General features: G+C 34.2%; 20 protein-coding genes. 9 read left to right on the top strand and 11 right to left on the bottom strand.

Annotated features, from left to right (window positions below; all coding sequences use genetic code 11):
- Positions 1-309: 309 nt before the first annotated feature.
- Both QO182_RS17990 and QO182_RS17995 read right to left on the bottom strand, forming a co-directional pair.
- Positions 310-1,563: an aspartate kinase gene (locus QO182_RS17990; RefSeq protein ID WP_371539306.1), complete on the bottom strand. Its 1,254-nt coding sequence runs from the start codon at positions 1,561-1,563 to the stop codon at positions 310-312.
- Between the two features lie 54 nt (positions 1,564-1,617).
- The gene (locus QO182_RS17995; protein WP_371563215.1) at positions 1,618-2,100 is read right to left on the bottom strand and encodes an N-acetyltransferase family protein; all 483 of its coding nucleotides are present in this window, start codon (positions 2,098-2,100) and stop codon (positions 1,618-1,620) included.
- 168 nt (positions 2,101-2,268) lie between these two features.
- Between QO182_RS17995 and fbp the strand changes: the two genes are divergently transcribed.
- A complete protein-coding gene (gene fbp, locus QO182_RS18000; RefSeq protein WP_371539301.1) occupies positions 2,269-3,288 on the top strand; it encodes a class 1 fructose-bisphosphatase in 1,020 nt (339 codons plus the stop codon).
- A 43-nt stretch (positions 3,289-3,331) separates the two neighbouring features.
- On the opposite strand, the gene QO182_RS18005 is transcribed toward fbp, so the two are convergent.
- Entirely contained in the window at positions 3,332-3,760 is a 429-nt protein-coding gene (locus QO182_RS18005) for a TerB family tellurite resistance protein (RefSeq protein WP_371539299.1), read from the bottom strand.
- Between the two features lie 189 nt (positions 3,761-3,949).
- Between QO182_RS18005 and QO182_RS18010 the strand changes: the two genes are divergently transcribed.
- From QO182_RS18010 to QO182_RS18020, 3 genes are read left to right on the top strand one after another with little or no spacing between them, the layout of a single operon-like run.
- Positions 3,950-4,543, top strand: coding sequence for a HupE/UreJ family protein (locus tag QO182_RS18010; protein WP_371539298.1), 594 nt, complete (start codon positions 3,950-3,952; stop codon positions 4,541-4,543).
- Between the two features lie 2 nt (positions 4,544-4,545).
- The gene (locus tag QO182_RS18015; RefSeq protein WP_371539296.1) at positions 4,546-4,977 is read left to right on the top strand and encodes a cytidine/deoxycytidylate deaminase family protein; all 432 of its coding nucleotides are present in this window, start codon (positions 4,546-4,548) and stop codon (positions 4,975-4,977) included.
- A complete protein-coding gene (locus QO182_RS18020; protein WP_371563218.1) occupies positions 4,978-6,546 on the top strand; it encodes a S41 family peptidase in 1,569 nt (522 codons plus the stop codon).
- An 87-nt stretch (positions 6,547-6,633) separates the two neighbouring features.
- Here the strand turns inward: QO182_RS18020 and QO182_RS18025 are convergent, their stop codons facing one another.
- From QO182_RS18025 to QO182_RS18040, 4 genes are all read right to left on the bottom strand, one after another.
- Entirely contained in the window at positions 6,634-7,200 is a 567-nt protein-coding gene (locus QO182_RS18025) for a lysophospholipid acyltransferase family protein (RefSeq protein WP_371563220.1), read from the bottom strand.
- 242 nt (positions 7,201-7,442) lie between these two features.
- Complete coding sequence (locus QO182_RS18030) at positions 7,443-8,048, bottom strand: FAD-dependent oxidoreductase (RefSeq protein WP_371563222.1); 606 nt, start codon at positions 8,046-8,048, stop codon at positions 7,443-7,445.
- Between the two features lie 2 nt (positions 8,049-8,050).
- On the bottom strand, positions 8,051-8,254 hold the full coding sequence (locus QO182_RS18035) for a hypothetical protein (RefSeq protein ID WP_074721984.1): 204 nt from the start codon (positions 8,252-8,254) through the stop codon (positions 8,051-8,053).
- 125 nt (positions 8,255-8,379) lie between these two features.
- The gene (locus tag QO182_RS18040) at positions 8,380-8,958 is read right to left on the bottom strand and encodes a MarC family protein (protein WP_371563225.1); all 579 of its coding nucleotides are present in this window, start codon (positions 8,956-8,958) and stop codon (positions 8,380-8,382) included.
- A 219-nt stretch (positions 8,959-9,177) separates the two neighbouring features.
- On the opposite strand from QO182_RS18040, the gene QO182_RS18045 reads away from it, so the two are divergent.
- The 5 genes from QO182_RS18045 to QO182_RS18065 all read left to right on the top strand — a co-directional run bounded on the left by QO182_RS18045 (position 9,178) and on the right by QO182_RS18065 (position 15,048).
- Positions 9,178-9,744: a DUF3109 family protein gene (locus QO182_RS18045; RefSeq protein WP_371539282.1), complete on the top strand. Its 567-nt coding sequence runs from the start codon at positions 9,178-9,180 to the stop codon at positions 9,742-9,744.
- A 263-nt stretch (positions 9,745-10,007) separates the two neighbouring features.
- Positions 10,008-10,985 carry a ribonucleotide-diphosphate reductase subunit beta gene (locus QO182_RS18050; RefSeq protein WP_371563227.1) on the top strand — a complete coding sequence of 326 codons (978 nt, stop codon included), beginning with the start codon at positions 10,008-10,010 and terminating at the stop codon, positions 10,983-10,985.
- A gap of 222 nt (positions 10,986-11,207) precedes the next feature.
- Complete coding sequence (locus QO182_RS18055) at positions 11,208-13,631, top strand: ribonucleoside-diphosphate reductase subunit alpha (protein WP_371563230.1); 2,424 nt, start codon at positions 11,208-11,210, stop codon at positions 13,629-13,631.
- Positions 13,632-13,943: 312 nt separating this feature from the next.
- The gene (locus QO182_RS18060) at positions 13,944-14,288 is read left to right on the top strand and encodes a hypothetical protein (RefSeq protein ID WP_371563232.1); all 345 of its coding nucleotides are present in this window, start codon (positions 13,944-13,946) and stop codon (positions 14,286-14,288) included.
- A gap of 277 nt (positions 14,289-14,565) precedes the next feature.
- Positions 14,566-15,048, top strand: coding sequence for an RDD family protein (locus QO182_RS18065; RefSeq protein ID WP_371563234.1), 483 nt, complete (start codon positions 14,566-14,568; stop codon positions 15,046-15,048).
- Positions 15,049-15,309: 261 nt separating this feature from the next.
- Here the strand turns inward: QO182_RS18065 and QO182_RS18070 are convergent, their stop codons facing one another.
- The 4 genes from QO182_RS18070 to trxA all read right to left on the bottom strand — a co-directional run bounded on the left by QO182_RS18070 (position 15,310) and on the right by trxA (position 18,618).
- Positions 15,310-16,044, bottom strand: coding sequence for a hypothetical protein (locus tag QO182_RS18070; RefSeq protein ID WP_371563237.1), 735 nt, complete (start codon positions 16,042-16,044; stop codon positions 15,310-15,312).
- Between the two features lie 370 nt (positions 16,045-16,414).
- Positions 16,415-17,143, bottom strand: coding sequence for a cysteine hydrolase (locus tag QO182_RS18075; protein ID WP_371563240.1), 729 nt, complete (start codon positions 17,141-17,143; stop codon positions 16,415-16,417).
- Positions 17,144-17,339: 196 nt separating this feature from the next.
- The gene (locus QO182_RS18080; protein ID WP_371563242.1) at positions 17,340-17,873 is read right to left on the bottom strand and encodes a carboxymuconolactone decarboxylase family protein; all 534 of its coding nucleotides are present in this window, start codon (positions 17,871-17,873) and stop codon (positions 17,340-17,342) included.
- Between the two features lie 424 nt (positions 17,874-18,297).
- A complete protein-coding gene (trxA, locus tag QO182_RS18085; RefSeq protein WP_371563245.1) occupies positions 18,298-18,618 on the bottom strand; it encodes a thioredoxin in 321 nt (106 codons plus the stop codon).
- Positions 18,619-18,731: the final 113 nt, after the last annotated feature.

Consider the following 18,731-nt stretch of genomic DNA (forward strand, 5'->3'; position numbering starts at 1 on the left):
ATAATTATGATTACAACTAAGGAAACAATGGTGCCGCTTGTCTTGCATCTATTGGAAACGATTATAAGTCTAATCTGTTTTTAGTTGGCATTCGCCAATATGCAAATTTCTCTATTCAAATGCTTATTTATAACGAGAGTTCCTTTTTTAAGAGAGGTTGGTTATGGTAAATGAATGCCAATAGACCCGGCCTTTCTTACGAAAAACCGGGTCTATTGTCGTTCATGTTATAGTGAAAAAAATGTGATCCGATTAATTTATAGTCAAACCTTCTTCAGCGGTAGAAGAAATACAACCATTAAAATTAGTTTACTCGCTAGTTACAATTTGCATTGTTTCAGTACTAATCTGTTTTAAAACAACTTTTTTACCTTGTTCTACTGTTTCTGCAGCAGAATCGTTAAAGTGTCTAATGGTATATAAAGTCACATTTTGGCTAAAGTCCACTTTGAATTTTTTTGATAAAATAGCATTTAATTCGTTGAAGTTGTCAAATTTATCTTCTACGCATACGGAGAAGCTAATCGCGGTATTTTGAATTAGATTTACTTTCAATTTAAACTCATGGAATAAAGAAAATATCTCACTGATATTCTCTTCCATAATAAAGGAAAAATCTATAGAGGATAGCGAAATCAACAATTGGTTTCTTTTAACGATAAAGCACGGTAAGTACGGCTCTAAATTCACACCTTTTGAAACACTTGTCCCTTTTAATAATGGATTGATAAAGGATTTTACATACAAAGGGATTTCCTTTTTTTGTAAAGGTTGTAATGTTTTTGGGTGGATTACTGTTGCGCCATAAAAAGCTAATTCAATAGCTTCACGATACGAAATCTGATTTAGCAAACTTGCATTTTCAAAATAACGTGGATCTGCATTCATAACTCCAGGGACATCTTTCCAGATAGTTACGCTTTCGGCATTTAAACAATAGGCAAAAATCGCTGCTGTATAATCAGAACCTTCACGTCCTAATGTTGTTGTGAAATTGTTTTCATCAGAACCCAGGAATCCTTGGGTAATGTTCAACATTTTTCTTTTTACATTTTTTGAAATATTCTTTTGCGTAAGATCCCAGTCTACTGTGGCATCTCTATAGTTAGAGTCAGTCTTGATGAAGTTTCTAACATCAATCCACTCTGTTTTTATACCCATATGATTCATGAAGTGGGTAAGAATAGTAGTCGATATCAACTCACCATAACTTACTACTTGATCGTAAACGAAATTATAGTTTGGAGATTTGTTGTGTGCTAAAAAATATTCCAAATCAGAAAATTGCGCTTTTACAGCAGTAAAAACTGCATTCTTATCATCTTCAAACAAATCTAATAAGATTTGATTGTGGTATTTTTTTACTTCTTGTACGGATGATTGAAGAGCTGATGACTTATCAAAATAGTCTTTTATAACTACTTCAAGAGCATTAGTGGTTTTTCCCATTGCAGAAACTACCAATAAAACATCTTCATACCCTACTTTTTGTAAAACGTCATAAACATTTTTAATTCCCTCGGCATCTTTCACGGACGCACCTCCAAATTTGAATACTCTCATAATAATAAAAATTCCAATATTTTAAACTCTAAATTCCAATGTCTAAATGGAACTTTATTTTTTTAATTTATTCTCTACGAATTGGTTGACTCCTTCTTCGTCCATTTGCACTACATACCAATCTCTAAGTACCTTGGCACCTGATTTTTCATAAAAATCAATTGCAGGAGTATTCCAGTCTAAAACATTCCATTCGACTCTGCGTACTTGATCTTTTTTGCCTTGTTTTATAATTTCTGAATACAAAGCATAGCCAGCTCCAGTGCCGCGCATTTTTTCTTTAACTACTAGATCTTCTAAATGTATAGTTTTACCTTTCCAAGTAGAGTAGCGATAATAATACAAAGCAATTCCCACAATCTCCGATTCAACTTCAGCTACAAAAACATGGAATAGAGGAGTAGGACCAAATCCATCGCGGATTAAATCGTCAACATTGATCAAAACGGCATCTGGCTCCTTTTCAAAATCAGCTAATTCTTGAATTAATGCGAGAACAGCGGTCATATCTTCGGGTTTTCCTTTTCTGATAATCATAAATTCTTGTTTTAGAGGGTAAAAAATTAAAATATAGTTTTTTCAACCCGTAAATTAGGTGTTATATCAGCAAATATACAATAGTGATAAACTAAGTAAATTTTATTCAATTCATTTTCACAAAAAAGTCGATATTTGTGACTTCAATTTAACTACAACGATTTCGTAATGGAAGAACGCAATAAAACCTTAGGGGAATTTATCATTGAGAACCAAAATGCCTTTCAATATTCGTCTGGCGAATTATCTCGTATTATCAACTCTATTCGATTGGCCGCTAAGGTGGTCAACTATAAAGTGAATAAAGCGGGGCTTGTGGACATAACAGGGGCTGCCGGAGCACAAAACATTCAGGGCGAAGATCAACAGAAACTTGATGTTTATGCTAATGAAGTTTTTATTCAAACATTAATTAATCGTGAAATTGTTTGCGGAATTGCTTCTGAAGAAAATGACGATTTTATTACCGTTGAAGGAAGTGATAATAGCCATAACAATAAATACGTCGTATTAATGGACCCCCTAGATGGATCTTCAAATATAGATGTAAACGTTTCTGTGGGGACTATTTTTTCTGTTTATAGAAGAGTAACTCCAATAGGATCTCCAGTAACCTTAGAAGATTTTTTACAACCTGGAACGAGTCAAGTTGCTGCAGGATATGTGATTTATGGAACGTCAACTATGATTGTTTACACAACAGGACATGGTGTGAATGGATTTACATTAAATCCAGCTATTGGAACATTTTACTTGTCACATCCTAATATGCAGTTTTCTGAAGACGGACATATTTATTCTATCAATGAAGGTAATTATGTGCATTTTCCACAAGGGGTTAAAGATTATATTAAATATTGCCAATCAGAAGAAGAGGATAGACCATACACTTCTCGTTATATAGGAAGTTTGGTATCTGATATTCACAGAAACATGATTAAAGGCGGGATTTACATTTATCCAACTAGTTCTAAAGCTCCAAAAGGAAAATTACGTTTGCTGTATGAATGTAACCCAATGGCTTTTATTGTAGAGCAGGCAGGAGGAAAAGCATCAGATGGTTGTGGTAGAATAATGGAAATTCAACCAACTGAATTACACGAAAGAGTACCGTTTTTCTGCGGTAGTTATAATATGGTTGAAAAGGCAGAAGAGTTTATGCATAAAGCCAAACTAAGTAAATACTAAAATAATAAAAAAGGGCCCTAAAATTTTTAGGGCCCTTTATATTTTATAAATGTTTTTCCATTTCTAAAAGGAAATCATCGATATCGGTTTTTTTGTCTACTAATATAAGTGCATTAGCTACAACCAGGTTTACGTTTTCTGGCGTAAAACCAATTCCCAAGCAAAGTTTTTTCAACATAATTTCTTGCTGATCTCCCAAAACATGGTCAACATGGACTATTCTGGCTAAATCGTATAAACGCTCCAATCTCATTGAATTTAAGTATGGAGGGTTGATTGGATACTTTGAAGGGTTTTCTAAAATCTCTACATATTCTGCAGGAGAAATCTCTAGCCTAGTGGCTAATTTGTCTAAAAACTCTTTTTCTTCAGGGGCAAAAACCCCGTCTGCTAGTGCTAATCTCACAATAGAAGAAAAGTGACCTTTATTTCTTTGTTTGAATTCGCTATCAAATAAATCTGAAAATGACATAATTAAGTGTATTTTTTTATGGTGCAAATATAAATCAATTTTTAAACTATTAATTTATTTTAATTTTTATTTTATAATAATAGGTGATCTTTATTAAAATATAAATGGAGGATTTAAGTTTTCAATTCTAGCATTTTCAAAATAAATCGTAAGTTTACAATCCCTTTATCAACAATAATTATATTACCTATGTCAGAATTTTTGATTTATTTTCAAATAGGATTGAAACACGTTTTAGATATTCACGCCTACGATCACGTTTTGTTTTTAATAGCACTGGCTGTACCGTTTTCTTTTAAAGATTGGAAACGAATTGTACTTTTAATAACGCTCTTTACGATAGGTCATACCATGGCTTTATTGCTTTCTGTTTTCGGTATTATTGCTATTAAAGTAAATGTGGTGGAATTGTTAATCCCAATTACCATATTAATTACTGCTTTCTTCAATCTGTTTACCGCCGGTAAATCAAATAAAAAAGAAAGTATAAACCTAATATTTTTCGTCACTCTTTTCTTTGGTATTATACATGGATTAGGATTTTCTAATTATTTTAAGGCTATTCTTGGCGGAAACGCCACCTCAAAATTACTGCCTTTGGCTGAATTTGCGTTAGGAATTGAAGCAGCGCAAATTGTTGTGGTTTTTGTAGTATTGATTCTGTCTTATATTGTACAAACGGTCTTTAGGTTCTCAAAAAGGGATTGGACCTTGGTGATGTCGGCTTTTATAATAGGGGTGGTTTTACCAATGATAATTGAAAATGAAATATGGACGAGATAAAAATGGAAGCAAAAAAATTAAATAAATACGATAAGGCTTATCTAAGAATTGCTACTGAATGGGGTAGTTTGTCTTATTGTAAGCGCAAACAAGTGGGAGCAATCATCGTTCGCGACCGAATGATAATTTCAGACGGTTATAATGGAACGCCCACTGGATTTGAAAATTGCTGTGAGGACAATGAAGGGTTAACCCGATGGGATGTCCTACATGCGGAAGCAAATGCTATTCTAAAAGTAGCGAGATCGACACAGTCCTGTGAAGGGTCTACTTTATACATTACACTGTCGCCCTGCAAAGAGTGCAGTAAGCTAATACATCAATCCGGAATAAAACGAGTGGTATATCATAAAGGATACCGTGATGATTCCGGAATTCAGTTTTTAATAAAAGCTGGTGTGATTGTTGAGCATATATCGATATTAGAAGAATAGATGAAAACTGAAGTTAAATACCTGCCAATACTTATAGGCGCAACTCTTGCGCTCGGAATTGTTATTGGTGGATGCTTAAATAGTTTTGGTGGAGATCATTTTTTGGTCGAAAACAGTTCTAAAACTAAAATCAATAAACTGATTGATTTTATCGACAATGAATACGTAGATAATGTAAATACAGATTCTATCGTCAATATTACGGTCGACAATATTCTAAGTCAACTAGACCCGCATTCTGTTTATATTTCCCCAAGTGAGCAAACCCTTGTTGCTGAAAACATGAAAGGTGATTTTGTGGGGATTGGGGTTAATTTCTATATGTATAAAGATTCTGTGGCAATAATCAGACCTATCGAGAATGGTCCTTCGGCTAAAGCAGGGCTAAAGGCGGGAGATAGAATTTTATACGCAGATAAAACAAAATTATTTGGACGTAAATTGCCTAGTGATAGTCTTTTCTCTAAACTAAAAGGAGAACAAGGTTCAGTGGTGGAACTTACTATTTACAGAAAATCCATCGATAAGAAAATAAAAATTAAAATAGAACGTGGTGTTATTCCTTTAAAAAGTGTCGATGCGGCAATACTTTTAAACGGGACGACTGGATATATAAAAATCAATCGTTTTGCAGAAACAACCTTTGAAGAATTTAAAAAAGGTTTAGCCAAATTAAAAAAAGAAGGAGCAACAGAACTTGTAATAGATCTTCGCGATAATGGAGGTGGTTATATGGAAGAGGCGATTGATATTGCAGATGAATTATTAAAGGACAAGCAATTAATCGTTTTTACTAAAAATAAAAAAGGCAGAATACAAAAAACATACGCGACTAAAAAAGGTGATTTTGAAACGGGGAAGGTGTTTGTATTGCAAAATGAAAATAGTGCTTCGGCGAGTGAAATTCTGGCGGGTGCGATTCAGGATAATGACAGAGGAACTATCGTAGGGCGTCGTTCTTTTGGGAAAGGATTGGTGCAACGTGAAATGGATTTTGCTGATGGTTCGGCGGTTCGATTGACAGTGGCGAGATATTACACGCCTACAGGAAGGTCGATACAAAGACCATACAGTAAAGGGAATGATGAATATTTTAAAGAGTCAGAATCTCGTTTTGAGAATGGCGAATTATATGAAAAAGACAGTATAAAAGTAGCTGACAGCTTGAAGTTTAAAACACCGAAAGGTAAAATTGTTTATGGCGGTGGCGGAATTGTTCCGGATATTTTTGTTCCTCTCGAGGTAGAACATGGTAATGAAAACACAGTGTATTTAATGAAATCCGGAATCGTAGGAAACTTTGTTTTTGAGCAATTGGATAAAAGTAGAATGGCCTTTAAAGGGCTTTCTTTTGATGAGTTTAAGGGTAAAATGGATAAGACTGATTTATATTTTATTGCTTTTCAAAAATACCTTTTAAAAAGTGGGTTAGATATTGATTTGTTGAAAAGTAAAGCTATTGTAAAGCGCTATCTCGCGGCTGAATTTGCCCGACAATTGTATGGAGAAAGTAGTTACTACGAGATTATATTAAAAGAAGACGCCATGGTTAAGGCGGTTTTAAAATAGGGTTTTTAATCAATCGCAAAAATCAATCGCAATTTGAAATAAATATGCGGTCTTATGTTTAATGTAAGCTTACTTCAAACCTCTGTCTTATTTTTTGTTATTCCAATCTTTTCTATATCGAATAAGTTCCTTATCTATTATCTCTTTAGAAGTTTTTAATAAATATTCTGGGTCTTCAGAATATAGTGGCGGGAAATAAGTGATTTTTATTTCGGTGGTGAGTTTTCCAAAACATTTTAAAAAGTGAGGAATAAAGGTGTCGTCATTTACGAAAGCATCTGACTTTACTTTATAATCGATCGCAACAGGTAATATTGCTGCTTTTATTTGGGCGGCAGTTTTAAACGATCCGTAATTAAAGTCTACCGTTGTAGGTAAAACATGAGTTGTGCCTTCTGGAAAATTAATGACTGAATTGCCATTGTTGATGACTTCTTTTATGTTTTCGCATGTTTTTTGTCGGCTGTCCTGACATTCTCTTTCAACAAAAATTACTCCCGATATTTTACAGATATAACCAATGAGCGGCCAAGATTCTACTTCTTTTTTGCCAACGGGGTATGCATGAATATGTCCTACAATAACTATTGGATCAAAATAAGAACGATGATTAGCTACGATTAATCCTTGAATTGTTGGTAATTCACCGTACACGGTTGTGCGGATTCCTAAAATAAAATTGGTTATTTTAATTATAAAATCACGTAAAAAAAGTGCGTTTCGTTTTGTAGTTTTTTCACTCCAAAAGAAACTTAATAAATAAAAGCACAAAGAAAAAAATGAAACGTAAATAATGAAGACCAGAAGTCTCGCAAGGCTTAGAAGAAATGAAAGCATAGATTAGATTTGTAGAAAAGGTAAATCTAACATTAATTTTTTAATATACTAATTTGTGCTTATCTAATACTGTCGTGAACATGCGTTTGAATGCCGTTGTTCCAAAGCGTAAGGATATCTGTGGCTACTGAGGCTCCGCTTCCGGCCGCAATGGCAAGTTGGCTTCTCCATCCTGAAAGGGTTCCTACCACATAAATACCTGCGGCGACTTTATGATCAGTGTTGCGCAATTGTATTCGTTGTTTTTCGGCTACTGATTTTTGATGTGGCTCGATAAATTGCATCAGCCCCTCAATTGAAAAAGTATTTGCTGCGCCAATAGCAACTACAATCGCTTTTGTTTTATAAGTATTTTTGTTTGTTGTGACAGTAAAGTTAGGGGATTGTCCTTCAATTTTTAAAACCTTTTCGTTTGGTAATTGAGTAATATGAGGATAAAGTTTTGATAACTGTTGTGTACTTTGCCCTAGCAAATCCGAGCCTAGTGTTCCTTCAGGAATTCCATAGGCATTATTAAAAACAGCTTCTTGGAGTGATGATGTTTTTTGATGGGTAAAAATTCCAATCTTTTTTTCGGCTGCAAACTTTTTATTCTTTGCAGAGCCTAATACAAGAGCACAAGACATACCAGAAACACCGCCGCCAATAATTAAAACGTCAAACATGATTAAAGGTTGTCGTTCATTTTTTCTTCAATTTTTTTAGACATTCTAAAAATTAAAAGAATTAACACAGCACAGAATGAAGCTCCTATTCCAACGGACGCAACCATACTGTCTCCTTGAAACGGATGGTTAAAATCTAACAATGTAATATTGAAGATTATAAGCGCCAATGCTAGAAACACTAATATGTTAGTAAAAATTTTCATAAGATGGTTTTTTGCCTGAATTGTAAAACAAAGATTAAAAGAGTATTTTAAGTTAAAAACATATCCTCAAAAAATCAGATTATATTTACAGGCTACATTAGGGGGTAAATTTATAAAAAAAAATATTAGACAAACAAACCTTTAACATTAGCAGCGAATAATTTAACAGCAATTGCGAGTAATATCACCCCAAAAACCTTGCGAATCACTCCTAAACCAGATTTTCCAAGCATTCCTTCTATTTTTGAAGATGCTTTCAAAACAAGATATACTAAAATCATATTTAGTAAGATGGCGATAATTATGTTGATAGTATGGTATTGAGATTTTAACGACAATAAAGTAGTCATCGTTCCTGCTCCTGCAATTAACGGGAAGGCAATTGGGACGATAGAAGCGGTTTTAGATTCTTCTTCATCTTTGTATAAGCGGATACCTAAAATCATTTCTAAGGCAAGGAAAAACAGAACAAAAGCACCTGCTACTGCAAAAGAATTTACATCAATTCCAATTATGTTCAACAATTCTTCTCCGACAAAAAGAAACATAATCATTATGATCATGGCTACAACAGTGGCTTTTTCAGACTGAATGTGTCCTACTTTAGTACGTAGGTCAACAATAATAGGAATGCTTCCTAAAATATCAATTACGGCAAAAAGTACCATTCCAACTGTAGCAATCTCTCTTAAGTCAACGTCCATTATCATTTTTTAATTTTTTGCAAAGGTATTAGATTTGATGGTTTTTTGAGGTGATCAGCTCTTTATTAAGCATTCCAATTGAAGGTTTTGCCACATTCTTTTTTTTAAACCGACTCAGTTGCGTTTTGTATTGGTGTTGTGTTAAAAGCATTATTTAATCAAGAAGCTATGTCTTAGTTTAGCTATCTTTGCACTTTATAATCTCAGTACCCCATAATAATGTTTCAACTAGGAAAAACCATCGTCTCAGAAGATATTTTAAGTAAAGATTTTGTTTGTAATCTAACAGCCTGTAAAGGCGCTTGTTGTGTTAACGGCGATGCCGGAGCGCCACTAAGTCAGGAGGAAACAAAAATTTTAGAAGAAATATATCCAAAGGTAAAACCATTTCTTCGTAAGGAAGGAATTGCAGCTATTGAGGCTCAGGGGACTTCGACGGTAGGTACAGATGGTGATCTGGAAACACCGCTGATTGACGACAAAGATTGCGCTTATGTAATTTATGATGGTAAAACAGCACTATGTGGGATTGAGCAAGCGTATAATCAAGGGATGGTAGACTGGAAAAAACCTGTTTCCTGTCATTTATATCCTATTCGTGTAAAAGATTTCACTGAATTTGCTGCTGTCAATTATGATAGATGGGATATTTGTGACCCAGCCTGTTCTTTAGGTCAGGAACTTGAGGTTCCAATCTATAAATTCGTCAAAGAAGCCTTGGTAAGAAGGTTTGGCGAAGACTGGTACTCGGAGCTTGAAAAAGTGGCTGAAGAGCTGAAAAAATAATTCTAAAAAAACGCCATTTTTTTATCGCAGTCTGTTTTTAAATTACTATATTTTACAGTGCTTTAGCGGATATCTTAAAATTTAAATCACTGATTATTAGGTATTTATGGTTTACGGAAAAACGGTGTGTTTTTTCGTCTTTGTTAAAAACTATGACCGATTGTGGATAAGTTTGGCTTTTAATTATCGCAATATTTTACAACCTTTGTAAACGGCGAAAAACTTAAAAATAAGTTAAAATCTCAAAAAAAACAACTACAACAATGTCACAAATTGAACCAATTTTACAAGAAAATAAAAATCGTTTCGTAATTTTTCCAATCAAACATCATGATATATGGGAGTTTTATAAGTCAATGGAAGCTAGCTTTTGGACTGCTGAAGAAATTGATTTATCTCAAGATTTGAATGACTGGAATAATAAATTGAATGACGACGAAAAGTATTTTGTGAAACATATTCTTGCTTTTTTTGCTGCTTCAGACGGAATTGTAAATGAAAATCTTGCTGAAAATTTTGTGAATGAAGTGCAATATGCAGAAGCAAAGTTCTTTTATGGTTTTCAAATTATGATGGAGAATATTCATAGTGAAACGTATTCACTATTGATTGATACTTACGTAAAGGACGAAGATGAAAAGGATGACTTGTTTAATGCTTTAGAAGTTTTTCCGGCTATTAAGAAAAAAGCAGACTGGGCTTTACAGTGGATTGAATCAGATTCTTTTGCTGAAAGATTGATTGCTTTTGCAGCTGTTGAAGGGATTTTCTTCTCAGGAGCATTTTGTTCTATTTATTGGTTGAAAAAACGTGGGTTAATGCCAGGATTGACTTTTTCAAATGAGTTGATTTCTCGTGACGAAGGAGTTCATTGTGACTTTGCAGTGCATTTACACAATCATCACTTAGTGAATAAAGTGCCAAAAGAAAGAATTAGAGGTATTATTGTAGATGCTTTAAACATAGAAAGAGAATTTATTACGGAATCACTTCCGGTAAGTTTAATAGGAATGAATGCTGTCTTGATGACTCAATATTTAGAATTTGTTGCTGATAGATTATTAGTGGAATTAGGTTGTGAAAGAGAATACAATACTACAAACCCTTTTGACTTCATGGATATGATTTCATTGCAAGGAAAAACAAATTTCTTTGAAAAGAAAGTGGCTGAATACCAAAAATCAGGTGTTATGAACTCTGATGGTGATTCGCAAAAAATCTCATTTGACGCTGACTTTTAATTAGTAGAAGCAAAAAAATCTAAGCTGCAAAGTAAATTGAAAGCTTAGTTTTAGCAGAGAAATTTTAATAAAGAGAACTTCGAATCTCCGTGTCTTTAAGGCTGGCTGAGATAAATTACTAAAGCATAAATACATTGTGCCTTAGTGCCCTAGTGGCAAAAATTAAATTACAAATAACAAGAAACAGCGAAGGGATTTTCTGTTTTAAAAACAAAAAAAAGTATGTACGTAGTAAAAAGGGATGGCCACAAAGAACCAGTAATGTTCGACAAAATCACAGATAGAATTAAAAAGCTGTGTTATGGTTTGAATGATTTAGTGGATGCTGTGAAAGTGGCAATGAGAGTAATTGAAGGACTTTATGATGGAGTTTCTACGTCAGAATTAGATAATTTAGCGGCAGAAACTGCGGCTTCGATGACTATTGCGCATCCAGATTATGCACAATTGGCAGCGAGAATTGCGATTTCAAATTTGCATTCGAATACAACAAAATCATTTTCGGAAACAATGACCGAAATGTTTGAATATGTGAATCCAAGAAATGGACAATATGCTCCATTAATTGCTGATGATGTATACAAAGTGATTCAAGAAAATGCTGAGTTTTTAGACTCGCATATCATTTATAATAGAGATTTTAACTACGATTATTTCGGATTCAAAACATTAGAACGTTCTTATTTGCTTAAGATAAACGGGAAGATTGTAGAGAGACCACAACATATGTTAATGCGTGTTTCGGTGGGAATTCACTTAGATGATTTAGAGTCGGTTTTAGAAACCTATGACTTGATGTCTAAAAAATTCTTTACGCATGCAACGCCTACATTATTCAACTCTGGAACTCCAAAACCTCAAATGTCTTCTTGTTTCCTTTTGGCAATGCAAGATGATAGTATTGACGGAATTTACGATACGCTGAAACAAACGGCAAAAATTTCCCAATCAGCAGGTGGAGTAGGACTTTCTATTCACAATGTTCGTGCGACAGGTTCTTACATTCGTGGAACTAATGGAACTTCAAATGGGATTGTTCCTATGTTGAGAGTATTTAACGATACAGCTCGTTATGTAGATCAAGGTGGTGGAAAGCGTAAAGGAAGTTTTGCTATTTATATCGAAACTTGGCATGCAGATATCTTTGATTTCTTAGACTTGAAGAAAAATACAGGAAAAGAAGAAATGCGTGCGAGAGATTTATTCTTTGCGATGTGGACATCAGATTTATTCATGAAACGCGTTCAAGAAGACGGAAATTGGACTTTGATGTGTCCTAATGAATGTCCTGGATTGTATGACGTTTACGGTGAAGAATTTGAAAAAATGTACACCGATTATGAGAAAGCAGGAAAAGGAAGGAAAACAATTAAAGCACATGAATTGTGGGAGAAAATTCTAGAATCTCAAATTGAGACTGGAACGCCATACATGTTGTATAAAGATGCGGCTAACCGTAAATCAAATCAAAAGAATTTAGGAACGATACGTTCTTCAAACTTGTGTACAGAAATCATGGAGTACACTTCTCCTGATGAAGTAGCGGTTTGTAATCTAGCGTCACTTTCATTACCGATGTTTGTGGAGAACGGGAAATTTGATCACGAAGCATTTTATAATGTAACAAAACGTGTAACGAAAAACTTGAATAAAGTTATTGATAGAAATTACTATCCTGTAAAAGAAGCTGAAAATTCAAATATGCGCCACAGACCAATTGGTCTTGGAGTGCAAGGATTAGCAGATGCATTTATTATGTTGCGTTTGCCTTTTACAAGTGACGAGGCTAAAAAGCTAAATCAAGAAATTTTTGAAACCTTATACTTTGCTGCTGTAACCTCTTCGATGGAAATGGCAAAAATAGAAGGACCTTATTCAACATTCGAAGGTTCGCCGATCTCTCAGGGAGAATTTCAACACAATCTTTGGAATATTAAAGATGAGGAATTATCAGGACGTTGGGACTGGGGTGCATTGAGAAAAGAAGTAATGGAGCATGGAGTACGTAACTCGTTATTAGTTGCGCCAATGCCTACTGCTTCAACTTCTCAGATTCTTGGAAACAACGAAGCATTCGAACCTTATACTTCTAACATTTACACGCGTCGTGTATTGTCTGGAGAGTTCATTGTGGTAAACAAACATTTATTGCATGATTTAGTAGATCGTGGTTTGTGGAACGAAACCTTGAAACAAGAATTGATGCGTAATAACGGATCAGTTCAAGATTTAGATATTCCGCAAGATTTGAAAGAATTGTATAAAACAGTTTGGGAAATGTCTATGAAAGATATCATCGATATGTCACGTCAACGTGGTTATTTTGTAGATCAATCTCAATCATTGAACTTGTTCATGCAAAATGCCAACTATTCTAAATTGACTTCGATGCACTTTTATGCATGGCAGTCTGGATTGAAAACGGGAATGTATTACTTGAGAACAAAAGCGGCTGTTGATGCGATTAAATTCACGTTGAACAACGATAAAAAAGCAGAGCCAATCGAAGTGATGTCTAAACCTGCTCCGGCAGCAGCTCCAGTAGCAGTTGAAACGGCAGTAGAAATGACGGCTGATGAATACAAAGCAATGATTGAACTGGCTAAAAATGCTGGTCCAGATGATTGTGAAATGTGTGGTTCTTAATAAGAAAATAGAATAAAGAGAAACAGCTATCAATTTTGGTAGCTGTTTTTTTTAGGAGCTGTTTACTTCGTCAGTTCGCTTCGCTCGTGTCCCGCTTTCCATTGCAATCTTTTTATTTTTAAAGAAAAAATAAAAAGTATTTCCACTACAATCGGAGCTAGAAAATGAGCATACCATTTACTATAAAGTCATCGAAGAAACTGTTACTGACACTTGTATGTGTTTTCCAACAATCTCATAACACTATCTCAAAATACTATAAAACTCAACTGTCTCATGCAGAGTATATTTGTAATATCAAATGACACTGTTATGAAAGCAATTCAACATACTAAGAAAATAGGCAAAAATAGTATACATTTATTTTACTCCATTTGTACAAATGACTTAATCGTATATTCAAAGCAAGCGAGTAATATTGAGATATTTGTACTTGCATTTTTTATAGAATGCAACCGTCTTTTTATTGCAGACAGTGTTTTTATGAATGCAGTACAAAAACACCTTTTGGTAAAAATCAGAACATTTGTGGCGAGCAAGAACAACACTCAAAACTCGATTTTGGTCGAAATAAAGAATGCTACATTTGATATGTTTAATGGAACCAGACTAATTAATAGCTTTTATATAAAAGATAACATTGCAAATCAGCAATAGTGTATAGTTTACTCATAAAATTATTTTAAAAGCAGCTACCTATTTTGGTGGCTCTTTTTTTGGGAAATTAGAGATTTTAGCGCTTGTTACAATCTAAGTGTCTAAAAGGACTCTGAACATGATAGTTGCTTGTTAGCAATCAAAAAAAAGATTTATTGTTTTCTAAATCAATCCTTAATTGTGAATATTCTGATTAATATTTTAAGAATAATTGCTTATATTTGAGTAGGTTAATGTGGAGTTTATTCTTTTTTGGTATCTAAAAAAAACTGATAATATGAAAAATACAACGTTTACAATTACGGATGATTTACTTGCTACTCGTGGACAGCGATTTCTTAATTTTTGTATTGATTTAGTATTCCTGTATATTATCATTCTCAGTATTGGGACTAGTATTATCCTAATTGCTGAAGCAACAAGTAAGTTTGCAGTTTCTACTTGGGTCGAAACTATGTCAAAAGGAGAAATTGTGCTTTATAGCATACTAATTATGCTACTCTATTATAGCCTTACGGAGATCTATTTCTCTAGAACCATCGCGCAACTAATTACTAAAACTGTTGTGGTTAAAAAGGACGGTACAAAGCCAGATATTAAGACTTTTGTGATACGCACGCTATGTCGCTTTATTCCATTTGAGCCTTTTTCTTTTTTGGGAGCATCTCCTCGAGGTTGGCACGATACTTTTTCAGATACTTACGTGGTCAAAAAAAAGAGGTTGGCAAAAGGTATTCAGCTTTTTAATACCCCAGAATAATTTGAAAAACGGAATAATATGGAACCTTATACTATTACCTGTGTTTATGATTTTATTCTAAAAATAGTAATAATTGATATGATAGGCTATCAGGATTCTTTAAGAAATAAGTAGTCTACGATTAAAAATATCGGGAATGCGCAAGTTATTTAGTTATGGGCGAAATTAAATACAGTACCGCATTGAATTTCTAGATTGTCTAAGACAAAAAAAAGGAAACAATTAGTGCTTCCTTTTTAAACTAGTACTATTTTACAAAACTTATAAATCAGTAAAAGGATCAACTCCGTTATTGATTTCTTCAATTGATTGACCTGTTTTAACGTTTTCTAATTTTAAATCAATTAAGCCTTTATGACTTGTAGCAATTTTTAGATTATTTTGAAATGTTATCCAATCTTCCCAACTCGTTTCGAGACCGCCCAAGGGAATGATGCTAACCCACATTCTCCATGCTTTTGGCATATAATTTTCATCGACAAACCATACATAAGAATCTCCAGGAGTGCTTCCTCCAGACGCGTAGGTAATCATAAGTGCTTCTTGATCATCTTGCATCACGATACTTCTGGTTGTTCCAGCATCGCGTAATTTGAAAGGTGCAATAAGCCAGAAAGAATCATTATTAAAGTAATCATTCGCTGTTTTTATAGTCGCTGATTTTTGGGAATCGGTTAGTTTTTTGTTGTTTTTATAAGCTATACCTTCTAAAGTTTGATTGTTATAAAGTACTTTTTTATCATCCCATTTCACCTGAACCAAATTGCGTTTTTTGTCCCAGAGATAATGATGATCTCCTCTAAAGCTGAAAGAAACTGCAACGGTAGAATCCCAAGCTTTTTGATTGATTGCTTCCTGGATTTTATCCGTAAGTGCTTCGGCTTTTATTCCTTGTTGTCCTGCCGGCAATGGCTCGCTGGCAAAATAGAGGACGCCCAAGATCGTGCTGGCAAGGATCAGGAGAACAAAAGCTGTTATTTTGAGAATTTTTTTCATGATTTTAAAAATTGATTTGTTTTAAAAAAGTGTTTTCAAATGTAACAAAATAAGGTGATGTTATAGTAGGGTGAATGTAGTTTTGTTTGGATACGACAAAGGGTTTCGCTGTTGAAAGCGAAACCCTTTGTGGCCAAATTTGCGGTGGTGTTAAACCAAAACTTCTTCAGTAAGTGTGTAATTGCCACCGCATTTTTAATATTCCAATCGCCTTGAATCATGCTGTGAACGGAGCAGGAGTATACTTATTTTCGTAATTCGCTTTTTTGCTAATCGCTTAAGTCACTCAAAATTGTATGTGTGCTGTTTGTAATTATGGATTTACAGCCCGTACGTAAGTTTTCAGCATTTATATTCTTTGCCGTTTTTATTATTTTTTGAATTTATTAATTTCATTTACAATCTCTTTTGTGGTAAATACATGACTCGCAATCATTTGAAAGTTGACTAAAGCTGCTTCGTAACCATTTAATCCTGGCAAAATAGCGGCAGCTGTTGCATCTTTTACTACTGCGACCTTAAAACCGGATTCCACTAAGTCCCTCATATGAGATTCCGTACATAAATTGGCAGACATACCTGCTAATATTACGTTATCGAAACCATGTTTCCTTAGCTGTAAAGCCAAATCGTTTGATTCTGGGCCATATATTTTATGAGGACTAGTCACGATTACGTTTGATTCTCCAATGTATTTTTTGTACTGTTCGAGCCAATCGGCACCAGAGTTTTCAAACCCCACGGTTGTTAGTACACCTGTTCTATCAAACATATTGACTTTATGCATTAAGGCTTCCAGGGAACCTTCAATTTGCCAATTGTGATCGTGTTTAAAGTAGTAGTGAGGCGATACAAAAACAGTGATGTTTTTTTCTTTAGCAGTTTTAAAAAGTTGTGCTAAGTTTTCTACTGTGTTGTTCCTCATTACACTCTCTCCTACGATGCCCCAGGTTGCTCCTTCTGGGCTAAGGAAATCATTTTGAGGGTCAGTAATAACAATTGCGGTTCTTGCATCTACTTCGAAACCAGGGTCTGGTAACTGTGCAAATATTTGATTAGCGAATAATAATACTATCGATGCTAATTTTAATTTTTTCATAATTTTAATTTTTTATAATACTTGTTAAATGAGTAGTCATCTCTGATTTACTTTCTACTCCGTTTTGAGTACTTATAATTTCTCCGTTATTAAAATAGAATAAGGCAGGAATACTTCTCTCTTTAAACTGTGCCGCCAGCTCTGGGTTTTAATTAATTCAAAGGATTTTAGTTTCAATCCGTCACACTGTTATTAATTACAATTCAACAGCTAAAGGGAAATCAATAGGCACTTCGGTCACATTGTGAAGAAGATTGGTAACTGTAATAATTCCAATCGCTATAATTAAATCAACAAGATTTTCTTTAGTGTAACCCGCAGCATGAAAAGCGCTCAAAGAATCGGCTCCTATTTGTCCGTTGGTGGCAGCAATGCGTTGTGCAGTTTGTGCTAAAACATTGGTTTTGTTATCCCAGCTTGCTTCTCCTTTTCTAAGTTCAATAATCTGATCGTCCGTAAAACCGTTCATTTTACCCGTCGCAGTATGTGCTGCTTGGCAATATCTACATCCGTTTATCTGACTAACGGCTAAGTTAACCACTTCTTTTTCTTTGTTATTTAAAGAGGTTGCAGCTCCTAAAAATTTCATATAGCTGCCCAAAGCATTTTTAGAATGTCCCATTGAGGCATAAATGTTAGGAACAAATCCAATACTTTTTTCCAGGTTATCAAAAATAGCTTGATCGTTTTTAGAAACTTCGTCTCTTGTTGGTACGTTGAAATTTGACATGATTTTATTTTTTTGTGTATTAATAATTATATAAATAAGTTGCTCTAGTCACAATAATAATTTGTAGTTGACACTGCCGTTAAAAAACTTTGTCGCGTTACTGCAATTAATTTGGGTAATCCTTTTGGAGTATTACGACCTGATAAATCTTTCGATATTCATATATGCTATTCTATTAAATATCTTATTATCAATGAATTGAATCAAAGATACAAAAAACACTTTTGAGTTAGGTCTCATTTCCCGGATAGTTGTCCGTTCTTCCTTTGACGCATTTTTTAGGTAAAAGAAGGGTTGTTTTTCTATTTTTTTAAAGTAGGTAGTTTTTGATGCTTTCAACGATATTGGTCTCGCTGTTCACTCTGTCTCTTGTGTTAGCTTTCGCTAGCAGAAGAGATACTGGTGAGAATCAAATTCGCGGATATTAACTTTTTATAATACTTTCTAAATGACTTGTCATTACTGATTTACTTTGTACTCCGTTTTGAGTGCCTACAACTTCTCCATTCTTAAAATAGAACAAGGCAGGAATGCTTCTTACTTTAAATTGAGCGGCTAGCTCTGGGTTTTTGTCTACGTTTATTTTTGAAATCACCGCTTTACCATTAAAGTCTGTAGCTAATTCTTCCAGTGCAGGATGTAAAGCTTTGCAAGGGCCACACCAGTCAGCAAAGAAATCTACTAGTACTACGTCGTTCGTATTTATGGTCGCGTCAAAATTGGATTTGTCTAAATGTTGTATCATTTTTTCTAGATTTTAATGAATGCCAAGGATTTTAAATGCTGGATTCAAGTTACTAATGCAACTTTTTGGTTAAACATATAATTTGGTGTTTCAAAATTAAATCTTTTTCTCGG

The sequence above is a fragment of the Flavobacterium sp. Arc2 genome (assembly GCF_041431385.1).
Classification (GTDB): Bacteria; Bacteroidota; Bacteroidia; order Flavobacteriales; family Flavobacteriaceae; genus Flavobacterium.

Bases quoted from the DNA above. Each gene is read 5' to 3' on its own strand.
- QO182_RS17990 (WP_371539306.1), bottom strand. From the start codon at position 1,563: ATGAGAGTATTCAAATTTGGAGGTGCGTCCGTGAAAGATGCCGAGGGA.
- QO182_RS17995 (WP_371563215.1), bottom strand. From the start codon at position 2,100: ATGATTATCAGAAAAGGAAAACCCGAAGATATGACCGCTGTTCTCGCA.
- fbp (WP_371539301.1), top strand. From the start codon at position 2,269: ATGGAAGAACGCAATAAAACCTTAGGGGAATTTATCATTGAGAACCAA.
- QO182_RS18005 (WP_371539299.1), bottom strand. From the start codon at position 3,760: ATGTCATTTTCAGATTTATTTGATAGCGAATTCAAACAAAGAAATAAA.
- QO182_RS18010 (WP_371539298.1), top strand. From the start codon at position 3,950: ATGTCAGAATTTTTGATTTATTTTCAAATAGGATTGAAACACGTTTTA.
- QO182_RS18015 (WP_371539296.1), top strand. From the start codon at position 4,546: ATGGAAGCAAAAAAATTAAATAAATACGATAAGGCTTATCTAAGAATT.
- QO182_RS18020 (WP_371563218.1), top strand. From the start codon at position 4,978: ATGAAAACTGAAGTTAAATACCTGCCAATACTTATAGGCGCAACTCTT.
- QO182_RS18030 (WP_371563222.1), bottom strand. From the start codon at position 8,048: ATGTTTGACGTTTTAATTATTGGCGGCGGTGTTTCTGGTATGTCTTGT.
- QO182_RS18035 (WP_074721984.1), bottom strand. From the start codon at position 8,254: ATGAAAATTTTTACTAACATATTAGTGTTTCTAGCATTGGCGCTTATA.
- QO182_RS18040 (WP_371563225.1), bottom strand. From the start codon at position 8,958: ATGGACGTTGACTTAAGAGAGATTGCTACAGTTGGAATGGTACTTTTT.
- QO182_RS18045 (WP_371539282.1), top strand. From the start codon at position 9,178: ATGTTTCAACTAGGAAAAACCATCGTCTCAGAAGATATTTTAAGTAAA.
- QO182_RS18050 (WP_371563227.1), top strand. From the start codon at position 10,008: ATGTCACAAATTGAACCAATTTTACAAGAAAATAAAAATCGTTTCGTA.
- QO182_RS18055 (WP_371563230.1), top strand. From the start codon at position 11,208: ATGTACGTAGTAAAAAGGGATGGCCACAAAGAACCAGTAATGTTCGAC.
- QO182_RS18060 (WP_371563232.1), top strand. From the start codon at position 13,944: ATGAAAGCAATTCAACATACTAAGAAAATAGGCAAAAATAGTATACAT.
- QO182_RS18065 (WP_371563234.1), top strand. From the start codon at position 14,566: ATGAAAAATACAACGTTTACAATTACGGATGATTTACTTGCTACTCGT.
- QO182_RS18070 (WP_371563237.1), bottom strand. From the start codon at position 16,044: ATGAAAAAAATTCTCAAAATAACAGCTTTTGTTCTCCTGATCCTTGCC.
- QO182_RS18075 (WP_371563240.1), bottom strand. From the start codon at position 17,143: ATGAAAAAATTAAAATTAGCATCGATAGTATTATTATTCGCTAATCAA.
- QO182_RS18080 (WP_371563242.1), bottom strand. From the start codon at position 17,873: ATGTCAAATTTCAACGTACCAACAAGAGACGAAGTTTCTAAAAACGAT.
- trxA (WP_371563245.1), bottom strand. From the start codon at position 18,618: ATGATACAACATTTAGACAAATCCAATTTTGACGCGACCATAAATACG.